At 48.0% G+C, this 20,731-nt stretch carries 19 protein-coding genes and 1 other RNA gene; 1 reads left to right on the top strand and 19 read right to left on the bottom strand.

Translation table 11 applies throughout. From position 1 onward, the window contains the following. Nucleotides 1-128 precede the first annotated feature (128 nt). From CMO31_07090 to CMO31_07005, 18 genes are all read right to left on the bottom strand, one after another. Nucleotides 129-860, bottom strand: coding sequence for a 23S rRNA (guanosine(2251)-2'-O)-methyltransferase RlmB (locus CMO31_07090; GenBank protein ID MAZ53766.1), 732 nt, complete (start codon nt 858-860; stop codon nt 129-131). Further along, nucleotides 857-1,753: a riboflavin biosynthesis protein RibF gene (gene ribF, locus CMO31_07085; GenBank protein ID MAZ53765.1), complete on the bottom strand. Its 897-nt coding sequence runs from the start codon at nt 1,751-1,753 to the stop codon at nt 857-859. Before ribF ends, CMO31_07090 begins: the two co-directional genes overlap by 4 nt. Nucleotides 1,754-2,119: 366 nt before the next feature. Then, the gene (locus tag CMO31_07080) at nt 2,120-3,175 is read right to left on the bottom strand and encodes a cell division protein FtsZ (GenBank protein ID MAZ53764.1); all 1,056 of its coding nucleotides are present in this window, start codon (nt 3,173-3,175) and stop codon (nt 2,120-2,122) included. Between the two features lie 89 nt (nt 3,176-3,264). Next, nucleotides 3,265-4,494, bottom strand: a complete 1,230-nt coding sequence (gene ftsA / locus CMO31_07075; protein MAZ53763.1) for a cell division protein FtsA — start codon at nt 4,492-4,494, stop codon at nt 3,265-3,267. Then, on the bottom strand, nt 4,487-5,089 hold the full coding sequence (locus CMO31_07070; GenBank protein MAZ53762.1) for a hypothetical protein: 603 nt from the start codon (nt 5,087-5,089) through the stop codon (nt 4,487-4,489). Before CMO31_07070 ends, ftsA begins: the two co-directional genes overlap by 8 nt. A 1-nt stretch (nt 5,090) precedes the next feature. Further along, nucleotides 5,091-5,921: a UDP-N-acetylenolpyruvoylglucosamine reductase gene (murB, locus tag CMO31_07065; GenBank protein MAZ53761.1), complete on the bottom strand. Its 831-nt coding sequence runs from the start codon at nt 5,919-5,921 to the stop codon at nt 5,091-5,093. Then, nucleotides 5,911-7,263, bottom strand: coding sequence for a UDP-N-acetylmuramate--L-alanine ligase (murC, locus tag CMO31_07060; protein MAZ53760.1), 1,353 nt, complete (start codon nt 7,261-7,263; stop codon nt 5,911-5,913). The genes murB and murC overlap by 11 nt, the downstream gene beginning before the upstream one ends. 23 nt (nt 7,264-7,286) lie before the next feature. Next, the gene (locus CMO31_07055) at nt 7,287-8,378 is read right to left on the bottom strand and encodes a UDP-N-acetylglucosamine--N-acetylmuramyl-(pentapeptide) pyrophosphoryl-undecaprenol N-acetylglucosamine transferase (protein MAZ53759.1); all 1,092 of its coding nucleotides are present in this window, start codon (nt 8,376-8,378) and stop codon (nt 7,287-7,289) included. Next, nucleotides 8,375-9,424 (bottom strand): cell division protein FtsW, encoded by a 1,050-nt coding sequence (locus tag CMO31_07050; GenBank protein MAZ53758.1) that lies wholly within the window; start codon nt 9,422-9,424, stop codon nt 8,375-8,377. The genes CMO31_07055 and CMO31_07050 overlap by 4 nt, the downstream gene beginning before the upstream one ends. Further along, the gene (gene murD / locus CMO31_07045) at nt 9,406-10,743 is read right to left on the bottom strand and encodes a UDP-N-acetylmuramoyl-L-alanine--D-glutamate ligase (GenBank protein ID MAZ53757.1); all 1,338 of its coding nucleotides are present in this window, start codon (nt 10,741-10,743) and stop codon (nt 9,406-9,408) included. The genes CMO31_07050 and murD overlap by 19 nt, the downstream gene beginning before the upstream one ends. Next, a complete protein-coding gene (locus tag CMO31_07040; GenBank protein MAZ53756.1) occupies nt 10,740-11,633 on the bottom strand; it encodes a phospho-N-acetylmuramoyl-pentapeptide-transferase in 894 nt (297 codons plus the stop codon). The genes murD and CMO31_07040 overlap by 4 nt, the downstream gene beginning before the upstream one ends. Nucleotides 11,634-11,641: 8 nt before the next feature. Beyond that, the gene (locus CMO31_07035) at nt 11,642-12,937 is read right to left on the bottom strand and encodes a hypothetical protein (protein ID MAZ53755.1); all 1,296 of its coding nucleotides are present in this window, start codon (nt 12,935-12,937) and stop codon (nt 11,642-11,644) included. Nucleotides 12,938-12,975: 38 nt separating this feature from the next. Then, on the bottom strand, nt 12,976-14,358 hold the full coding sequence (locus CMO31_07030; protein ID MAZ53754.1) for a hypothetical protein: 1,383 nt from the start codon (nt 14,356-14,358) through the stop codon (nt 12,976-12,978). Beyond that, on the bottom strand, nt 14,349-14,669 hold the full coding sequence (locus CMO31_07025; protein MAZ53753.1) for a hypothetical protein: 321 nt from the start codon (nt 14,667-14,669) through the stop codon (nt 14,349-14,351). The genes CMO31_07030 and CMO31_07025 overlap by 10 nt, the downstream gene beginning before the upstream one ends. Beyond that, a complete protein-coding gene (locus CMO31_07020) occupies nt 14,666-15,520 on the bottom strand; it encodes a 16S rRNA (cytosine(1402)-N(4))-methyltransferase (GenBank protein ID MAZ53752.1) in 855 nt (284 codons plus the stop codon). The genes CMO31_07025 and CMO31_07020 overlap by 4 nt, the downstream gene beginning before the upstream one ends. Further along, on the bottom strand, nt 15,517-15,945 hold the full coding sequence (locus CMO31_07015; GenBank protein MAZ53751.1) for a cell division/cell wall cluster transcriptional repressor MraZ: 429 nt from the start codon (nt 15,943-15,945) through the stop codon (nt 15,517-15,519). Before CMO31_07015 ends, CMO31_07020 begins: the two co-directional genes overlap by 4 nt. 307 nt (nt 15,946-16,252) lie before the next feature. Next, nucleotides 16,253-16,635: RNase P RNA component class A (rnpB, locus tag CMO31_07010), an RNA gene on the bottom strand. Between the two features lie 101 nt (nt 16,636-16,736). Further along, the gene (locus CMO31_07005) at nt 16,737-17,849 is read right to left on the bottom strand and encodes a BMP family ABC transporter substrate-binding protein (protein ID MAZ53750.1); all 1,113 of its coding nucleotides are present in this window, start codon (nt 17,847-17,849) and stop codon (nt 16,737-16,739) included. A gap of 178 nt (nt 17,850-18,027) precedes the next feature. On the opposite strand from CMO31_07005, the gene CMO31_07000 reads away from it, so the two are divergent. Beyond that, on the top strand, nt 18,028-20,034 hold the full coding sequence (locus CMO31_07000) for a DNA ligase (NAD(+)) LigA (protein ID MAZ53749.1): 2,007 nt from the start codon (nt 18,028-18,030) through the stop codon (nt 20,032-20,034). An 80-nt stretch (nt 20,035-20,114) separates the two neighbouring features. On the opposite strand, the gene CMO31_06995 is transcribed toward CMO31_07000, so the two are convergent. Next, on the bottom strand, nt 20,115-20,681 hold the full coding sequence (locus CMO31_06995; GenBank protein MAZ53748.1) for an NYN domain-containing protein: 567 nt from the start codon (nt 20,679-20,681) through the stop codon (nt 20,115-20,117). Between the last annotated feature and the right edge of the window lie 50 nt (nt 20,682-20,731).

The raw sequence follows: 20,731 nt of genomic DNA, 5'->3' as shown, positions 1-20,731 counted from the left end.
ATTGAGTTATCGTTTAACGTTAATATATTAATAAGGCCTGGATTCGATGTTGCTGACTAGTAGATTAGTAAGGGTTACCTTATTTGTGGGAGCAATATAAGGTTCCTCTACTACCTAGGTGAGGTTGATTAGGTGTTTTTGCTGCGCTTAGTTTGTATCGTATTGAGCAGTATGCCAGTGGCTACAGATGCGTTTAAGGATTCAGTTTGCCCTCTTAACTTAATGCTAACCAGGTCGTCGCATGTTTCTCTAACTAACTTTCTTAAACCTCGACCTTCAGACCCAATTACTATCGCAATTTCACGATCCCAATCAATTGCTTCTACGGTATTAATGGAGGCTGTTGAGGCCCCATAGATCCATATGTTTTGTTTTTTTAGGTCTTTTAGATACCGGACGAGATTGGTGACTTGGGTGACCGGTAAATGTGCTGCAGCTCCAGCTGAGGTTTTTACGGCAACTGCAGAAAGGGGAGAGCCCCGCCTTTTTTCACTTACTACCCCGTGGGCGCCGAGAGCTTCGGCGCTTCGGATAATCGCCCCGTAATTACGTGGGTCCTGTACCTGATCCAAGACAACTAGCAAAAGGCGCTCTCTTCTCTTTCTGGCAAGAAGAATAGGAGCTTCGGGTTCGGCGAGAGAGACTTCCTCTAATTCTGCTGCGACACCTTGGTGCCTAACAGTTCCTAGGGTTTGGTCAAGAGAAATCCTAGCAACAGTATCGGTTGGTAAGTTGGTTTTGGCTGCGAGGCGCCGGAATTCTCTCTCCGTATTAGCCTCTATACCCTTAGCGATAATGACTCTCCTAACCAGTCCACTTTGCAAGGCTTCTCGGACTGGCTGACGGCCATAGATGATCATTGACTTAGGGTTTCTAGGGCGATTAAGGCCCTTCGGCGGTCTTCTTCTAGTTGCTCCTTTAGGATGGTCAGGTGTTCAAACCTCTCCTGGTTTCGAAGATGACTGTAGAAGGTGACCTCAAGTTTCTTGCCGTAGATTTGATCTGCAAAAGCAAATAAATGAACTTCACACGAAGGGGTTTCATCAGGGAAGCTTGGTCTCGGTCCAACGTTTGCCATGCCTTTGTAGTTTCTACCATGTATACGGGCAGTTACGGCGAAAACGCCAATAGGGAGAGCTTTCCTGACGTCGATATCCATGTTTGCTGTTGGGAACCCTATAGTCCGACCGAGTTTCTGTCCTTTAATCACCTTTCCGATTGCGATATAAGGAGAACCCAGAAGACGGTTAGCTTCCTCGATTTTCCCGAGACCTAAAAGTTTTCTTATTCGTGATGAGCTAACTATGTCGCCCCCTGAAGATCGTAGGCGACAGGTTTCCAGGTGATCAGTAATGACACTGAGATCATTCAACGTACCGATCCGTGATCGGCCAAACCTAAAGTTTTCGCCAACTATAATGGCGTGAGGATTTAACTGTTCAAGTTGTCGCACGAACTGGTCTTTGGCGGTCCGAGCATAAGCAGGATTAAAGGGAATCATAATCACCTTGCTTGGATTAAAGCGTGAAAGGAGTATCGATTTTTCCTCAGCACTAGATAGAAAATTTGCACCGGAAAACAGCACTCTTGTAGGTGGGAAAAATGTTAGGACAAGGCTGGGCTTCTTCGAGTTCCTTGCCAGTTTCCTCATGCGGTTCAAGAGCATACGGTGGCCAACATGGACGCCATCAAAATTACCAATTGTGATAACGGGATTTTTGAGGTCGATTTGTGTGAGATCCGTCTCTAACATCTTGCCATAATCCAAGGTTTGATAGGTAAAAAGATTATATTAGGGAGCTCTAGTATACTGGTCATTGCCGTGCTCTAGTCACGAGTGTTCACGCTTCCTAAAAAAGTCCTTCTATCCCATATCAAAAGTATTACAATCGATTGAATCTTTTCTATAAGACCATCTTAGCTCAGTTTAGTAAATCAGGGACAACAATCGAGCCGCTACTTAGCAAGATTATCTAATTTCGTGAAACCTTGGTTCACCGGAGTTTTAACGGAGCACAAGTTAGAGCGAGATATACCTTATGGGCGCCTCATTAGCCCAGGCTTAAACTTTCATTACTAATCTAAATTATGCTGTTGGTTCTAATCAATTGCTATTCGTCTAGTTCTCTTCTCCCTCTGGATTGTACCTAAGGAAAGCAGGAATATCATAGTTACTAGGATCGTAGGCTTCACGGCCCTTGTTAGGGAATTTTGGAGGTCGAACAACCTTCATCTGTGGGCTGTGGTCAAATCCAGCTGCAATGACTGTTACACGAACTTCGTCACCAGCGTCTTCATCATATGTAACGCCGAACAAAACGTTCGGGTCATCTACCTCGGTAGCCTCGCTGATTTTTTCTACAATTTCTGTTGAATCAAATAGTGTAAGCTCTTCGGAACCAGTAATATTGATCAAAAGGTGGTGTGCGCCTTCAACCCCACGGGCGAGTAACGGGCTATGCGTGGCTGAAAGAGCTGCTTCTTCTGCAAGTTTTTCACCCCGGCCTGACCCAATACCCATAAGAACGGTACCGGCACCCGAGAGCAAGGTTTTTACATCGGCGAAATCAACGTTTATAAGCCCCGGTACGTTAATTACGTCACTTATACCGCGGACTCCATGGTATAAAACCCGGTCAGCAACGCGGAAAGCGTCTGTTAGCGTGACCTTGCGATCCAGAGCTGATAGAAGGCGTTGATTTTCTACCACTATTAAAGCATCCACCTTGTCTTCTAAGCGATGGAGACCCTCCTCGGCCGCTCGTTGGCGACGGGGACCTTCGAAGGCGAATGGCGAGGTAACTACAGCAACGGTTAGGGCACCAAGCTCACGGGCAATTTCAGCAATTACAGGAGCACTACCAGTACCTGTCCCGCCACCCATTCCAGCGGTAAGAAATACCAAGTCGGAGCCTCGGAGTGCTTCCGCAATCCGATCACGATCCTCTAGGGCAGCTTTTTCGCCAATTTCGGGATTAGCTCCAGCTCCTAACCCTTTGGTTAGGTGATCCCCCATTTGTATTCGGGTATCTGCCAGGCTGGTGGCCAGGACTTGGGCGTCCGTATTCGCGGCAAAAAATTCGACCCCTCGCATTCCTGTTTCAATCATGCGATTGACCGCATTGTTGCCCCCTCCGCCTAAGCCAACCACTCGAATTACCGCGTTTTCGTTCATTTCCTCGCTCCTCACCCTTGCCACCCCTTAACCTAAATAAATATTTGGCCTTAGCCATTTGATCTGCGCTCAATTTACGCAGTTGCTGCTTAGAAAAAGTCCTTTAAAAGATTACGAATGGTTCCCATTATTCCCCGAGAGTTATCGTGCCCCCGAGTTGATTCAGTCCTTCCTGATGGTATGTGCTGGACACCATACCTAACTAGGCCAACAGCTGTCGCGTGTGCTGGACTGGCTACGACATCTACAAGTCCCGAGACGCCCTCAGGCTTCCCAATGCGTACAGGCAACCGAAAGCGTTCGGTCGCTATTTGATCAAGTCCGGGCATTAGTGAAGCGCCGCCAGTAATAACTACATTGCCTGCTAGTAGTTCGAGAGCGCCCATCCGTTGCTCGATGTTTTGTTTGACTAAGTCGAGAATCTCCATGACTCTAGGTTGTATAACTTGAGCTAGCTCAAACGTGGAAAGAGAAGCAGTGTAGTTAGCATTCGATACTTCAAGTTCAACATCGCGATCAGCCATTTCGGGTAAGGCTACTCCATAGCGTTTCTTGACTCGTTCAGCTTCGTCTGGCGGTATCCTTAACCATTGACTTATGTCCTGTGTAATATGATCTCCGCCTAAGGGTATGACGCCAGAATGAGTTAGCTGGCCACGTCTAAAAACGCCAATATCGGTTGTGCCACCTCCGATGTCAATTAGCAGGCTGGTGATATCCTCTTCTGAGGGACTGAGAACGGATAGCCCAGATGCTAAAGCCTGTACAACAATGCCATCGACCCCAATCCCCGCATCTCGTGCACAGCGTTTAAGATTCTGTAAGGGTCCTTGTGCTCCTGCAACGAGATGAACATCAACTTCTAGTCGAACACCAGACATACCTACTGGATCACGTATGCCATCATGCCCGTCCACAACGTACTCTTGGGGAATTACATGAATAATATCCATATTGGCTTCGAGCGGAACGGCTTGGGCGTTTTCGATAGTGCGATCTACGTCTGAACGACTGATTTCTTGTCCTCGCCGAATGGCAGCCATTCCGTGACTTGTGAGGGCTTTCAAATGACTTCCAGCGATTCCTATCCAAGCCGATTTGACTTCCACGCCAGCCACACGTTCAGCTGCGGAAATAGATTGTCTTACTGAGGCAATGGTTCGTTCAAGGTTAACGACCACGCCTTTTCGAAGGCCGTCACTGGGGACAGTTCCTTCGCCAATAATGTCAAGTACGCCATCGGAGGCTATTTCACCTATAACAGTGCATATCTTAGTAGTGCCGATGTCGAGTGCGACGATGATTTTTTCATCACTCATTGTCGATGCTAACTCCCCAGGCATAAACCGAAATCCGATTGCCAGTGTGGCCTAAAAAGCCCGACCACTGGTTTTTGAGGTCCTGGACGCTCGGCGTTAAGACAACCGTCCTTGCTAGTTGGATCTCGAAGCCTTCTGGGGTATAGCTTAACACCTTTGGCTCATACTCCGCTAGCAGCCTTATGAGGTCTAGAGATTCATCGATCCGCGATTCCCCCCAACCTGTCACTTGTACAAGATCGGGCAATACTTGAGCATGCGTATTAGCTAAAATAGTGCCATCTTTTGCCCAGACATTGGTTCCGTCGGTTGCTAATGGTTGTCGTTCCCAGACTTCTATATAAATCTTTCGCTCCGGCCAGTCTCGTAGGATATGGGCCCGACTTATCCACGGGGATTTCGCTAGCTTGCGAAGAGTCCAGGGATTAACCCAAAGTAGAGGTTGCCCTTGCTTTAAGCCGGCCAGTTTAAGCACTTCCGTATCAGTGAGGAATTTGTTCCCCGATACTTCAAGGCTCCTGGCTTCTGGATAAAGCCTTGAGCCAAGCAAGACTGTGATAACTAACAGTATTACGATGTAGGCAAGCCATCTCATGCTACCCCCAACCCCGCCACTCGAGTTCCAGGGGAATTTCTACTCTTGATCTCACTTGGGCAATAAGCTCTAATACGTCCTTTTGGGTGGCTGAACCAAGGTTGACAATGAAATTACCATGTTGATGAGATATCATCGCATCGCCTACTCGTAGGCCTTTAAGTCCAGCTTGGTCGATTATGAATCCCGCTGCTTTTCCAGGCGGGTTTTTAAAAGCGCAACCCGCGGATTTGTTTTTCGGTTGTCCCCGTCTAGCTTCATCCACAGAAGCCATTGCTCGGGCTACCCGTTGAGGCTGTGATGGAACTAGTTGTAAGCGGGCACGGACAACTATGGAATTAGGTGGAAGGTTGCTTGTACGGTAAGCGAGACCGAGCTCAGATGAGGATAGGTAGCATAAGTTGCCTTCAATGAACACTTCCACTTGAGTGAGGGTATCGGCAATAGAGCCGAAGCGTGTACCCGCGTTCATGGCTATAGCGCCGCCTACTACTCCGGGAATGCCAAAGAGGCCCTCTAGCCCAGATACTCCCTGCCGTTGAGCCCGGCGTACTAATCCAGGCAATGGTGTGGCTGCACCGATCCAAACGTCGGTAGTGCCGTCTATAGCAGAGATGTTGCTGAACGATTGACCAAGTTTAATTACGCGGTCACTTACACCTTCGTCACTCACCAGGAGGTTAGAGCCGCCTCCAAGTATCTTAAACGGCTTGACTGTTGCTTCTCGAATTTCGTCAATGCTATTGACTTGCCACAGTTCAGCTGGTCCCCCAATACGCAAAGTGGTGTAGTTGCGGAGGGAAACAGTGCGTGGGAGTGAGTTACTGGTCATATCTTTCTTGATTTACCAGCAACTCAGCTACTTTCCAAACGTCTCCTGCTCCCAAAGTAATTATCAAGTCGTTTGGGTCAAGTGTACTAGCGATGCTCGAAACCACGGATTCGAGAGAAGAGTGGTATTCGATTGGGGTACCTGTAAGTGCGACGCGGTCTCTTATTATTTCTGGAGAGATGCCGGGGATAGCAAGTTCACCCGCACCGTATATGTCTACCAGAAACACCTCATCAGCTATGGAGGCGGCATCAGCTATAGCCGGCCAGTGGAGAGCGGTTCGCACCCAACGATGAGGTTGAATAACAGCGCGAACTCGACGCCCAGTTAGTTGTGCAGTGTTAAGAGTAGCCATTATTTCGGTCGGATGGTGGGCATAATCATCGATAATAGGTGCCCCTTCGATAGTACCCCAATGTTGCCAACGTCGGCCTACGCCTTTAAATTGGCTTAAGGCGTCAGCTGAGGCAGAAATATCAAGTCCACTAAGGTGCGCTACGGCAAGAGCGGCGGCAGCGTTGAGTGCATTGTGTTGACCGGGTATTGAAAGGCAAACTTGTTGAATATTGCCTTCTGGCAGCACGAGATTGAACCTGGAGGCCTCAGGTAAGAGGTTAAGTTCGCTAATTCTGTAGGTTGCGTCAGAAGTGGTTCCGAATGTGGATGCTGTACAAGTTTGGCCAAAAAGAGATTTAAGAAGAGGCCAATCGGAACAGAATAATAGGTTCTTGGCTCGGCTAGCAAACTTTTCTGTAGCGTCTAAAAGGTCGTTAAACGTAGCATGGTATGTGCGGCGTTCACTGAATCCATCAGCCACATGATCGTTCTCCAAATTAGTTAACACTGCCAAGTGACTATCTAGCAGAGAAAATCCAGGATCTGATTCATCTACTTCCGCCACCAAAGTGGTGCTTCGGCCAAAACGCATGTTCCCACCAATGTCCTGTAGGTCTGCGCCAATTAGGACCGAGGGGTCGAGGCCTAGCTGGCAAAAAATAGTAGCTATCATACCAGTGGTAGTGCTTTTACCATGACTTCCTGTGACGGCGATGGCGTTGAAACGTTGAAATAGATCGCCTAGCAACTCTATACGGTGTTTGACTAAGATGCCGAGTTTGGTAGCGTGTTTAGCTTCTGGTTCATTCGCAGGTACAGCTCGATTTTTTATCAGAGTCATTTTGTCAGTTAAGTGGTCAGGGTTGTGGCTCGAATGTACTGGTATCCCTAGCGACCGTAATTGTTGAACGCTTTGGCTGTCGGCAGTATCACAACCGCTGACTTGGTGACCTTCTTGTAGGTGCCATTTGGCGAGTGCACTCATCCCGATTCCGCCAATACCCATAAAGTGGAAATGTTTCGGTGTCTTCACGAAATACCTAGTCTTTCATGCATCATAGGAGGGGTATCTTGTCGAGCTTTATCAATTACCTTCCATATTTGTTCGGAAGCTCCTGCTGGTGAACGAGATTGAGCTGCTTTAGAAGCTTCATAAAGAGCTGTCGGATTTAGTGCTTTCTCCCAGTTATGAGCTAGTGCGGAGGCATTTTCATCCTCTAGCACCATTCCTGCGCGGGCTTTTTCAACTGCTCGGGCATTAAGTAACTGGTGATTGTTGGCAGATCCGGGTAAGGGAAGCATGATAAGAGGTACTCCATGAAAAGCTGCCTCTGCAAGAGTACTTACCCCCGATCGAGTGATTCCAAGATCTGCAGCTGACCAAGCTAGGGAGGAATCGGCATAGGGTACCGTCTTATAGGTATTACAGGTAGAGCTATCGAGACAGTGTTTCAGGTGAGCGCCGGTGATGTGTAATACAGAAGTGTTTTGGTGGAGTTTTTTATAGGCTTCTGGTACTAGGCGGTTGAGAGTTTCGGATCCTTGAGAACCACCCATTATTAGAGTCAATATACCCGACAGAGGAAAGCCTAGTTTATCGCGAGCTTCATTTTTAGGAATTCGGTGTTCGCGAATTGGTTCAGGGATATGGATGAACCTTTTGGCTTTCGTTAAGTACCCACAAGACTCCTGCTGAGCCCCGATAACTGCCCAAGCACGACTGGCAAACCAGCGTGTGACTTTACCTGGGAACACGTTACCGTCATGGAGTACGAGTGGTATGTTAAGTAGTGTTGCAGAAGCACAACCAGGGAAACTAGCAAATCCACCGAAACCCATAATTAGTCCGGGCCTCTCTCGTCGTACGACTTTCATGGCTGATAGTGTTCCTCTCGTTGCTGAAATTGCCTGTAAGGGGTTTGGTTTGTGGCGGTCCCATTTGCCTGCCGGGACTCCAATGAACCTGAACCCTGCATTCCTGGTAATGTTTTCTTCCATTCCACCCTGCTGGCCTAGGAAGATAATTTGCTCTCCCCGTTCACGACCAGCATTAGCCACTGCGATGGCAGGATAGATATGGCCTCCTGTCCCACCTGTCGCGAAGATCACGGAAGATGTCATTGCTTGGTCTCCGTTTTTAGGGCACGGTAACCGCTATGGATGAACCCTACGGCAATAGAAGCAGAAATCATGCTGTTGAAACCGTAACTGACGAAGGGCAATGGGATACCAGTAACTGGTATGAGTCCAGCAGAAACAAGTAGATTAAGGCCAGCTTGGCCACAAATATATGTTGTTGCGCCAGCAGCAAGCAGGCTTCCTGGTCCTCTTAAACGAGAAGCGATAAAGAGGCCTCTAGTGGCAACTAGGACGTAAAGTATGATTAGGGTCGTAATTCCGGTAAGTCCCAATGACTGGGCAATATTGATAGCTACCATGTCGGTCCAAGACTCAGGGACGCGGTTGAGATGTCCGGGGCCTATTCCAAAAAATCCAGAACGCTGAAGGGTTCGTCTGGCCATAACAGCTTGAAAGCTCAAATTTTCAGATTTTTCCTGGGTGGTGATAAAGTCAATGTACCCAGAAAAGCGATCGCCAATGTATTCGAATTGGCTTAGATAGGAGCCGGCAAGGACTAACGCAATCAGTGCTGCAGAAGTACTAATTGCAAGTAACCGTGCAAGTGAGGTGCCTGCTGCTAGCATGATTGCAAACGCGAGGGCGAAGATGAATGCTGCTGTACTCACATCTGGTTGGGCCACGATTAGGCCAGCCGCGAAGCCCACAACAACCATTGGTCGCCAAATTTGCCAGTTGCCGAGGTGGTTATAAAAGAACGCTGCTAGGTAAGCAATGACTACAACTTTCATGAATTCTGACGGCTGTAGGCCGAAGCCGCCAATAATTAACCAGCGCTTACTTTCGCTTCCTTCCGGCGATGAGCCCCAAATAACTACAGCTATAAGAAGAATAAGAGTTAACAGGTAGGCGTAGGGGGATAAGCGGACTATGGTGTTCGCAGTGAGTCTTCCCACTAAAATCGAGATAAACAAACCCAAGAGGATTCTAACGCTATGCTCGATAGCTAATTCTGGTTTTCCTGTAGCCACGGCAAGGACGCCGAAGGCTCCAAGGAGAATCTGTGTGATCAGTAATCGCGAATCCATTGGCGCTCTAGTCTCCTGGTTATCTCAGTGAAAACTGATCCTCGGTGTTTATAGTCGCGGAATTGATCGAAGGAAGATGCCATGGGGGCTAGGAGCACTGTACCTTCACCGTTCTCGTTCTGCTCAAGGTGCCTTAAGCCTCGCTTAAGTGCACATTCAAGAGCTGCCTCGCCGCTGCGTTCTGTACAATGGAAAGCCGGGAGCCACTTACCTACCTCCTTAGTTAGCCTGGCACCGGAAGCTCCTACGCCTATAAACAAAACTACTCGGTTTCGTACAAGAGCCTCTAGCCCTTCCAACCCAGATCCTTTATCGGTACCTCCCGCAATCCACACTATTGGGGCTGTGCATTCACGAAGAGCTGAGTGGACAGCAAGGGGTCGGGTTGCGTATGAATCGCTAACAACAGCGACTTTACCAATCGTTCCAATGTGTCGGAATCTTCCTGGCAGGCCTTGAAAAGTGCAGAGGCCTTCAGTAATTTCTTCGGGTGCTAAACCGTACGCATGAGCGATTACGGCTGAAGCTAAGGCGTTACTTAGGTTGTGCGCCTCTTTAAGGAGTAGCTGTTCTCGTTCACAAATCACTTTTCCAGATACTTCTATTTTGCCGCAAGCAATTGTCGCATCACTGTTTGGCGATTTTCCAAATCGCCAAACCCGAGTGTTGATAGTCCTAGCCCAACTCTCAAGAGTACTGTTGTCATCGGGTATTACCATGTTGTCGTTTGGTCCAAGATTGCTCACAGCCGAGTGTTTAGCAAGATGGTAATTCTCTATGCTTCCGTGGCGGTCTATGTGGTCTACGCCTAGATTTAGTATCGCTGATACGATTGGCCTGAGTGTAGGACAACGTTCAAGTTGAAATGAGGATAGCTCGGCAACCAGTAGATTCCCTTGTGTAGCAGCTTTACTTAGCGGGGGGTCAAAATTTCCTCCTGGAATAGCGTCGTATCCAGCACGCCGCAGGATGTGAGATGTCCAAGCCGTAACTGTACTTTTACCTGCTGTACCTGTGATGCCTATAATTGGTTTTTGTACGGTGCGAGAGACCCATTCAACTTCCCCAATAGTTTCTATTCCACGGCTCCGGAGGTTCACAAGATCAGGGTGGTCGAATGGCACTCCAGGAGCAGCAATACAGATATCTGCAGGCACTAGGTTTATATGCTCTGTGTTCACCCAATTCTTATTCTTGGCCATCTCGATTTCTGGGGTGCTTTTCTGCTCATCGTAGAAAAAGATCTCATGGCCTTGCTCTTCAGCAAGAAGGCCGGCGCCAATACCACTACGACCAAGACCGTAAATCAGCACTTTCACGTTGGAATGCCCTTAAGGAAAAAGTAAATTCCAACGCAAATTGCAGTCACTATCCAAAATCTAGTCACCACCTGTTGTTCGGTCCAACCGCTTAATTCGAAATGGTGATGGAGGGGGCTCATCTTTAATAACCTTTTCCCTTGAGTTAGCCTGAAGTAAGAAACCTGGACAATTACCGAAAGGGTTTCCAGGACAGGAACTAGAGCGATGAGTGGTAGGTATAGCACTGCTCCCTCTAATATTGCGATTCCTGCGATAGCTGCTCCGAGAGCTTCAGACCCAACGCCGCCCATAAACACACGGGCTGGGTGACTATTGAACCAAAGAAAACTAAGAATGCCTCCTAATAATGGGGGCCCAAGGGGTGTGGTTAAGAATGGTAGGAGAATAATTGCCGTAACCCCGCCCGCTAACCCGTCGAGGCCGTCTGTCATATTAAAGGCGTTAATTGACCCTACTACGACAAAGGTAAGTAATAGCCAATCAAAGATCGGGATATCAAATGGGCCGTGTCCGCCCAAAATAGCGTAGATAGCAAATCCACCACCGAGCATTATTTGTATCCCAAGGCGGTATCTAGCAAGCAAGCCTGTTCCCAAGTCTTGGTTTTGGTCACCCTTATTCTTGAGGGCTACAATGTCGTCTATTAGGCCTAGAAAAGCACTAGCAATGATCAGCAAAACTAGTGCTAGTGAGTCGGGAGTCCGCGGTCCTATCGCAACCCAGGTGCCTATTGCAGTTACGATGATAGCAACGCCTCCCATAGTGGGAGTACCCGCCTTGGTTCCATGTGTACTTGGGCCATCAGCTCTGATTGATTTTCCCCAGTTCTTGCGTCTGGCAAAAGCGAGGAACATTCCGGTTAACAGCCAGCCAAAAATGACTCCCATAAAGAAATTCACGAGCGCCTCTTCGTACTAGTCAGGGCTGTAATGATTCTCTCAAAGTGCATTCCTCGTGAGGCTTTGACTAAAATCGTTCCTTTGAGGTCCAAGTTTGCCAAAACTTCAATGGCCTCTTCAGTATTAAGCGCTCGAATCGCGTTTGGGTGATTAGGGGCGATGAGGGCTGCCTTCTCGCCTACAGTCACTAGTCGATTAATGGTCATGGCAGACTTCGAGAATGAGCAGTGGAGGTCATCAGCCGAAGTGCCTAGTTCAAGCATATCGCCGAGAACCGCGGTTGTGGGTTTGTTGGAGGCCAAAAGAACTTCGAGGGCGGCTACAAGGGAAGCTGGACTACTGTTGTAGCTGTCATCGATAATGGTCAGGTTGTCAGATCGAATAATTTGTAATCTGCTAGGGCTAAGTTTCATGTGCACCATTCTTGCTGCTGCTTCAACTATGTGAATGTTGAGTGCTTTAGCGATTGCAAGAGCTCCAGCCGCGTTCCGGGCAAATGTACGTCCGATTCCAGGTAGACGATAAGAAGCTCCTAATTTTAGAACAGGATGGCCTGCACGATCGATAAAAAATGGTGGTTCAAAATCCGCCCCTTCTCCTTCAAGTCCGTATGTGGTTGTGCGTTTTCGGACGGAGGAGGGTAAATATTTAGCGGCTTCGATGTCTGCAAAAGAATCGCTGGAAGCTTCAAGCAGGAGAGTCTTTTCAGCAGTGATGGTGGCTAGATTTTTCAGGCCATCAAGATGAGCAGTTGCAAGGGCAGTTATGATTCCATGAGTTGGGCGCACCAAATCTACCAAGACTTTCATTTCGCCAATATGGTCTATGCCGAGTTCCAGAACGATTGGTTTTGTCGGTATGCGCTTTGCTTCCATTGAAATCAATTCTGTCGCATGAGCAAGAGGCGTATTTCGGTTGCCTGGACTTGCGTAAGCAGATATTGCGGCTGCCAGTAAATCTTTGGTAGTTGTTTTTCCTACAGAACCGGTGACTCCTATCACTGCGCCAGTTCTAGTATTTCGGGACTGCTGACCAAGCTTGAGTAAATAAGTTGCCGGGTCAGAGACAACTGTGCCTGTTGGGTGTGGCTGGTCCGATATAACGAAAGTAGCTCCTCTGGCAAGGGCTTCGTCGGCAAATTGGATTCCATGGGCGTGCTTGCCAGGAAGAGCGAAGAATACGTCACCTGGTGTAATCCTCCGACTGTCGTATTTAGCTCCTGTTACGGCTGGGCCTGGCCGGGGTCGTAGCCGTTCTAGTTCCTCTAAACTCGAAATACTCACAACCCTAATATACTCTTAGTGTGTAATGTGTGTAAAATCTTCACATTCTATCTTTGCTTAGCCAAAACTTCGGGCCTTGGATTAATTCCTAATCTAGCAGCTACTTCGGTACCTATTTCTCTGAAAAGAGGTCCTGCTACTGTGGTACTTGTCGATCCTTCGGGTGTTCGTTGCAAAGAGACCACTATAGTGACTTCAGGTACTTCGGCGGGAAACATGCCTACGAAAGTCAGGGCGTACGTGTCTTCTAAATAACGACCTTCAGCGTGATCGAAAATATCCGCTGTTCCGGTTTTACCTGCTACCTGAATATTTGGTACACGTGAATTACGAAGACCACTCTCTTCAACAGTGTAAGTGAGCATCGAGCGTAATGATTTAGCTACATTGGTTGTTAAAACTTGGCGCGGTGCGTCTACCTGAGCGTCCTCCAGAAGCCTAGGTTGGAATAGCATCCCGTCATTAGCAAAGATGCTGTAGGCGGTTGCTAGTTGCAAAACAGTCGTCGAAAGTGATTGGCCTATGGTTGCAGAGGCGTGATCTTGAGGGACCCATCTCTCCCAGGGGTTAAGAATCCCAGATCGCGTGAACATTCCCTCTACACGCAAATCTTGCCCAAAGCCAAACTTTGCGAACCACTGGTAAAGCTCGTTTGAATCAAATCTTTCGGTGAGGTTGATCATACCTGTATTGCTGGAGAACCGTAGTATGTCTTGGACGCTCAATATGGGTTCATGAAAAGTCACATCTCGAAAAGTTTTGTTACCTACCCGGCGACTCATTGCTGCTGGTATAGATTCCTCAATAGAAAGGCGATTATCCTCGAGAAGGGCAGCTATGACAAAAGGTTTCATTACTGAACCAGGTTCGTAAGCTTCCATAAAAACGCGATTCACAAGTTGATCCTGATCTGACGCAGCTGGATTTTCAGCTGGATTAAAGCTCGGGAAGCTTGCTGCTGCTAGAATCCTTCCTGTGCCGGTTTCGATGATTGCTACTGCACCACTAGCAGCAGAGTGTTTTGCTGCTGCTTCGTGCAAATGCCTTTCTGCTGCAGCCTGAATCACTGGATCTATGGTGATGCGCACCGGTTCGCCAGATTCTAGGCGAGCATCCATGCTGTACTCTAAGCCCTCAAGGCCGAAGCGGCCATCGGGTTGTAGTGCTCCACTGAAACCTACAAGATTAGCAGCTAGCCGACCTTGAGGGTAGCGGCGCGCTTCCGCAGAACCCTCTGCTAGTACAGCTCCTTCGCTTGATAAGATAGGGCCCCGCTGTACGGGCAGGCTGACAGGACCCGGCCAAACTGGGGTGCCTTGCAAAATTAGACCAAATCCAATGAGGCTGAATAATAAGGGGACGCTTAGGGCAAAGACGAGCAGAGATTTCCTTGCCAACTTTAACTCTTGGGCGCTAGGCTTCAACGCCACACCGTCCTCATCTCCAAGCCGCTTTGCGGGATTGGAAAGTTAGGTGCAGGTTTAGGGGAGACGTAAAGTATCTCAGTACCTTGGGTGGCAGGAATCATTCCTTGTGCCTGAGCTCTCCTGATTACAGCTTCTGGTGCCGTTACTGTGGCTGTTTGAGTGCGACTATGTGCAATTGCATCTGAGAGGCTTTGAATCTTTAATACTGAGGTTACGTGCCTTCGCGTAAAATTTTGATTAATGGTCCCCATGTAAGCCAGTAATATGAGCAAGAAGCCGTATATGAGTGCCAAGCGTATTTCAGCTAATTTCACGCTATTACCTTCTCACCAGCACGTAATTTGGCGCTTCTGGATCTAGGATTTGAAGATTCTTCATGGGCCGATGGTGTGATGGGCCGCTTGGTTACAACTTGTAAATCCAGACTCTGATTGAGGAATCGCTTCATTATTCGATCCTCGAGAGAGTGGTAACTTAATACGACTAATCGACCACCGCCAGAGAGTACAGTTCCAGCGGAACTGATTCCATCTTTGAGAGCTCCAAGTTCGTCATTAACAGCTATCCGCAGGGCCTGAAAGGTTTTTCGGGCTGGATGGGACCTTCGCTTTTTATTTGGGTATGCGGACTCGAGTAACTCGCGTAGGGTTTGCGTAGACTGGATCGGTTGTATAGAACGGGCCTTAACAATTGTCCGCGCTATACGTCGACTGTAATGGTCTTCTCCGTACCGGTAAATAATTTCGGCTAGCTCTGCTTCGGTTGCGTTGTTGACCAGGTCGGCTGCATTGGTCCCAATTTGATCCATACGCATGTCGAGGGGACCATTATTTCGGTAAGAAAACCCTCGTTCCGGTTGGCTAAGTTGCATGCTGGAAACACCTAAATCAAGGAGCACTCCGTGGATACGAGTGATACCAGTCGTCATCAGGACATGAGGAAGATCCCGGAAATTACTTTGTTTAAAATGGAAGTCAGATCCCTGGAAGCTTTGTGCGTGGTCTGCGGCAGCAGGATCTTTGTCTAAAGCTAATACCCTTCCACCGCGATTAAGAATTTCTGTGCTATGCCCTCCCGCTCCAAATGTGCCATCGACGTACCACTGCCCTTCAATTATCGTTAATAGGTCAATTGACTCTTTCAGCATGACAGGGGTGTGATTCATCCGACAAGCTCACGTAGTAGCTCTGGTGCGGGGGGGCGTTCTTGAACTTCCGATAAGTTGTTAAGCCATCGGGTCTCATTCCAAACTTCCAGACGGTTGGGTGCGCCTGCGATAACCACTTGGTCTTTCACCTCGGCAAACATGCGAAGGGTCCCGGCTATCGTGATGCGACCAGCAGTATCGATCTTAGCTTTGGCGGCGCCGGAGTAAAAGAATCGTACGAAATTGCGTGCGTCAGGATCCGTCAGAGGAAGGTCGGTAAGGCGTTCTTCGATTCTTTGCCAGGCGGTGTTTGGGAAGATATAGAGACAACCTTCCATTCCTCTAGTTATTACTAAGCCAGCCTCTATAAAGGTTCTAAATGGGGGTGGGATGATGACCCGCCCCTTATCATCGACCGAGTATTGAAACTCACCAAACGGCATTACTTAAATTCTCCCTGTGTCCGCCTTGAGTATCATTAATTGGTTAGACAGACAGCTAGTTCCTTCCAAAAGGACTTTGTTCCTCATTGCCCTTTCTAGCCCTATTATACCACATTAATACCCTATATTCCCACTAAGCCCCACTGATTCTCCAGTTTCTCAATAAGGACTGTATTGGTTTTCCCACAGGCCTCCATAGCGATCAATGAGAAGCCCAATTAATTCGGAACGTCGCTAATTGAAAGTCGGGCTGGTTTGATAGGAATAAAAAATTAGAAAATACTGGCGATCCGTTTAAGGATCGCCAGTAGCAGGTGGGGCTATAAGCCGGGTTCTGTCACCCACAATGTGGGGTCCGATCATCTGTCTGGGACCTGCGTCGCCGTAGATCTCGAGCGGTCACTTTGGGGACTAAATCGAGCCGGACCAGCCCTCGCGCCCTGTCGGACCTTGCTCCGGGTGGGGTTTACCTAGCTACCTGTGTCTCCACTGGTACTGGTGCGCTATTACCGCACCGTTTCACCCTTACCGGGTCGGAGCCAGAAGGCATTCCGGTCCGGCGGTTTGCTTTCTGTTGCACTTGCCGTCGCCTTACACGCCCAGCCGTTAGCTGGCACCCTGTCCTATGGAGCCCGGACTTTCCTCAGCGGACCAGAATCTTAGGTCTGCCGCGATCAGACGCCCCGCCCTACAATATCTATTGTAGCACCACCCTCAGTCGTAGTCTGACTGAGGGTGGTGCTTGGTTAGCGGGTTGTTACTTCATTGTGAAAACTACAATTGAAGGTTATTTACTGAGCGGTGAAGTCAGTAACATCTAATTCTCCGCTGATGATTAAAGTACTGATAAGTTCTAGAGAGGTAATCAATGTTTGGGGGAGTAATGCTTCGTTGTACTCATCAACGGCATAACCCACACCATTATCCGCTAATCCTAGTACCTGAAAACCTCCAGTAAATTCACCAGAGACAATGTCCATGACAGCGTTTCCAGCAGCTACATCTACTCGTTTCAGCATACTAGTAAGACCGTGGTTTAGAGTTGACGGGTTCCCATCAGTGTCGCCCCGGAAGTTCTGATTTGAATCAACGCCAATAAAGAAGAGGGGTTCTGAGTCTGACCCGCATGCATCAGTATATTGAGGGCTGAATTCGGCTGAGTCTAAAATGCTCGCTAGCGGAGTAAGTCGCTGCGAGCCCGACGGCGTGTAACACATTTTTTCATTGACGAAGTCTATTACACCATTGCCAGAAGCTCCTGCAGCTGCGTAAATTATATCGGCTCCTTGAGCACGTTGGGTTGTCGCTAGTTCTTTAGCCCGGGCAGGATCATTCCACGCTGATGGAGTAACTCCAACGTAATTACTAACGATGGTACAGCCTTCGCAGGCAGCTTTAACGCCTTCTTCGTAACCTAGGTTGAATTTACGAATTAGCGGAATATCCATTCCGCCTACAAACCCAACTACCCCAGTTTGCGTTAAAGTCCCAGCTATGTAACCTACAAGGAAGCTACCTTCATGCTCCTTGAATGCTACAGCGCGAACATTATCCCCTAACGGCCAACCATCAATAAAGACCCAATTTGTATCTGGAAACTCACTGGCAGCAGCACTAATTCCATCAGCTTGAGCAAAGCCAGGACCGACTATCAGTTCAGCCCCTTCTGCTGCTATGCGTCGATGGCCTTCAGCAGACGTATCTGGGGTTCCTTCGAATTCAATTAGCTCGATCTCAAAATCAGACTCTAAGGCCTCGATGGCTTGTACCATTCCCCGCCACGTACCTTCGTTGAAAGATCCATCGAACTTTCCGCCTGCATCGAAAACGATGCCCATAACGTAATCCTGTGCGAACGCTGATCCAAATGCAAGCGTCGCTACCAGCAGCAAAAGTTTGCGCATAACTCCTCCAAAAAAATGGTTGTCAGCTGCGAGTATATCACGTTGCTTTAGTCCAGATGCTTGCTATTAAGTTTTGCTAGGCGCATCTCTACTGGGGTAGGTTTAGTGGGATAGTTATTAGTATAATTGTCGCCTAACTTTTATACCCATCTCAGCCGGATAACAAGGCTATAATTGCATAGTGGGTAAACGTGATACAGACCAGATAGATAGCCTCCGGCAGAGGCTACGACAAGCAAACCACAGTTATTACGTTGAACAGTCTCCGACCCTAACCGATTTTGAATACGACGGACTGATGCAGGAATTAATTGACTTAGAGGCTACCTATCCACATTTAGTTGACGAGGAATCTCCGACTCAGAAAGTTGGAGATCAACCTCAATCTAGTTTCGCGACAGTGATCCATCCGACACCAATGTATTCACTCGGCAACGCGTTTGACCAAACAGCCCTTAATGACTTTGAGGCTAGAATCTACCGGACCTTAGCTTCCGAAAAGCTGATCGAATATGTTGCTGAACCAAAGATAGATGGCCTCTCAGTGAATTTGTACTACAGTGATGGTGAACTAGCCTGGGCGGCAACTCGTGGCAACGGTACGGCTGGTGAAAAGGTCACTGAAAATCTGCGTCACATTGAGGGGATTCCTCATCGATTACGAGATTCACTAAATATCGAGGTACGGGGTGAGGTGTATCTTAGTCGAGAGGAATTTTCGAGGATCAATTTAGATCGAGTCAGTCAGGAACTTGAGCCGTTTAGGAATCCAAGAAACGCTGCTTCAGGCACTGTGCGCCACATTGACCCAAGTATTCCTAAAAGTCGTAATTTACAGGCCTTTTTCTACTCTGTGGGTGAACCAGGTTTGACAGGTTCTAAAACGCAGTGGGACCTATTGCTGTGGCTACAAGATGCGGGATTCAGAGTCAATGAGGAACGTGAGCGCCTTTCGGGTCTGGAAGGCTTTTTCCCGGTAATGGAAGAATGGTTGTTCAATAGGGATAGCCTTCCTTACGAAGTTGATGGCGTTGTTATAAAGGTTAATCAATTTAGCCTTCAAGATGAGGTTGGGACTACCGCGAGATCGCCGCGTTGGGCTATTGCATACAAGTTTCCAGCAAAAGAGACGAAAAGCACTCTTTTGGAAATTTCTCTACAAGTTGGTCGGACTGGTAAGGTAACGCCGGTTGCAGAATTATCTCCGGTCCAGTTAGAAGGAACTACTGTTTCAAGGGCTACCTTGCATAACCGTACTTTTATTTCAGATCGGGACTTACGACTTGGTGATCGAGTGACAGTGCGTAAGGCTGGAGGAATTATTCCGGAGGTTATTGGGGTGGTGTTAGCTGAAAGATCAGTTAATTCAATCCCGTATGCATTTCCAGAAGAATGTCCTTTATGTGACGGCGTTTTGTCCCAGGAAGGCGCCAACCTCTTGTGTATAAATCCTGAATGTCCTGCCCAACTCAGGGAGCGCTTACGGCACATGGTTTCTAGGACTGCGCTAGATATAGAGGGACTAGGCCCAAAGACCATCGAGCTCTTGATTAAAGAAGGTTTTGTCAAGATAATACCCGATTTGTTTAATTTGGATCCTGAAAAAATATCAAATTTACCTGGTTTCGGGGAGATTTCTGTAAATAAGCTTGTTGCTGAGTTAGAAATTGCTAAACAAGCACCTTTGTCTCGGTGGTTGGTAGCCCTTGGGTTGCCTCACGTCGGAGGGCGCAAGGCTGAGCGATTAGCGAATTCTTTCGGGGATTTAGCAGAGTTGCGCTCGGCCACGGAAGAGCAATTATCTTCGGTGCCAGATATAGGAGAAATTATTGGGAGGCGGGTTGCTGAGACATTCCGCCACGAGGGTTTCGTAAATCTTTTAGATAATCTAGAAGAGAAAGGTATACGTCCAACTACTACAACTTCTAAATCTGCTTTAGGGCATTTAACTGGTAAGACTTTTGTCCTGACTGGTGCCCTGCAGTTGCCTAGAAACTCGGTGAAAGCTGAACTTGAGACTCTTGGTGCTCGTGTAGCCTCGGCTGTGAGTTCCAAAACTGACTACCTGGTGATAGGGAAAGATCCAGGTTCAAAGCTAAGAAAGGCTCAAGACCTGGGTGTCCAAGTCATTAATGAAGAGCGACTTTCAGAACTTGTCAAAGAGGTAGTAGTCGCGGAAAGTTGAACGTAATCTCTGCAGAGTGTGTCCCTAAATTATGGAAAATTCCGAAAGTAATGTGTGTATGGATTTAGAACAGATTTAATTTAGAACAAAATCTTGGCCCAGTCTAGTTCGTCGAGTGGCTGAAACAGGTCAGCATATTCTACTAAGAGGCCCGCAGATTGACTCTTAAACATAGTGCATTCAACGTGCTTGCCTCGGCGTTTAACGGCCTCAACTAACTCAATGTAGTCCCCATCACCAGAGACTAGTATTGCAACATCAAATGAGTCTTCGTATGCCAGACTGAGAGCTTCAACAGTCAATGCAACATCGATACCCTTTTCTACGAAGGTACCGTCAGTGCGCTTATGCAGGCGTCCTAACCTTACGGTGACATAAGGGATGCGCCGTAGTGATTCAAAGAAGCGCGTTTGTCCGTCACGCAACTCAGAGTCATAATCTTCTGTGAGAGGTGCGTTGTAATAATAGGTGCGAATTATTTGGCGCCCGCGGCTCAGCTGAGATATTAATTCCTCTAAGTTTACGCGGGTGTTACCAAGATTTTCCCGCATTCCGTTATAAAGATTGCTTCCGTCGACAAATACCGCTACGCGTTCACTCAAGGTTAGCCTCCTAAGGCAAGGCTTTAGTGCTGTGGTCAAGGCCATTCTACCCTTTCTTGTCTGAGGGGAGATGTTCGTGAGTTCTGCGAGTAATG

The sequence above is a fragment of the Trueperaceae bacterium genome (assembly GCA_002707365.1).
Classification (GTDB): Bacteria; Deinococcota; Deinococci; order Deinococcales; family Trueperaceae; genus UBA6957.
The sequence above is the reverse complement of the archived record's forward strand: the minus strand, read 5'-3'. Positions and strand labels throughout refer to the sequence as shown.

Coding starts and splice junctions, on each gene's coding strand:
- CMO31_07090 (MAZ53766.1), bottom strand. CDS start 860: ATGATCATCTATGGCCGTCAGCCAGTCCGAGAAGCCTTGCAAAGTGGA.
- ribF (MAZ53765.1), bottom strand. CDS start 1,753: ATGTTAGAGACGGATCTCACACAAATCGACCTCAAAAATCCCGTTATC.
- CMO31_07080 (MAZ53764.1), bottom strand. CDS start 3,175: ATGAACGAAAACGCGGTAATTCGAGTGGTTGGCTTAGGCGGAGGGGGC.
- ftsA (MAZ53763.1), bottom strand. CDS start 4,494: ATGAGTGATGAAAAAATCATCGTCGCACTCGACATCGGCACTACTAAG.
- CMO31_07070 (MAZ53762.1), bottom strand. CDS start 5,089: ATGAGATGGCTTGCCTACATCGTAATACTGTTAGTTATCACAGTCTTG.
- murB (MAZ53761.1), bottom strand. CDS start 5,921: ATGACCAGTAACTCACTCCCACGCACTGTTTCCCTCCGCAACTACACC.
- murC (MAZ53760.1), bottom strand. CDS start 7,263: ATGGGTATTGGCGGAATCGGGATGAGTGCACTCGCCAAATGGCACCTA.
- CMO31_07055 (MAZ53759.1), bottom strand. CDS start 8,378: ATGACATCTTCCGTGATCTTCGCGACAGGTGGGACAGGAGGCCATATC.
- CMO31_07050 (MAZ53758.1), bottom strand. CDS start 9,424: ATGGATTCGCGATTACTGATCACACAGATTCTCCTTGGAGCCTTCGGC.
- CMO31_07040 (MAZ53756.1), bottom strand. CDS start 11,633: ATGGGAGTCATTTTTGGCTGGCTGTTAACCGGAATGTTCCTCGCTTTT.
- CMO31_07020 (MAZ53752.1), bottom strand. CDS start 15,520: ATGAATCACACCCCTGTCATGCTGAAAGAGTCAATTGACCTATTAACG.
- CMO31_07015 (MAZ53751.1), bottom strand. CDS start 15,945: ATGCCGTTTGGTGAGTTTCAATACTCGGTCGATGATAAGGGGCGGGTC.
- CMO31_07005 (MAZ53750.1), bottom strand. CDS start 17,849: ATGCGCAAACTTTTGCTGCTGGTAGCGACGCTTGCATTTGGATCAGCG.
- CMO31_06995 (MAZ53748.1), bottom strand. CDS start 20,681: ATGGCCTTGACCACAGCACTAAAGCCTTGCCTTAGGAGGCTAACCTTG.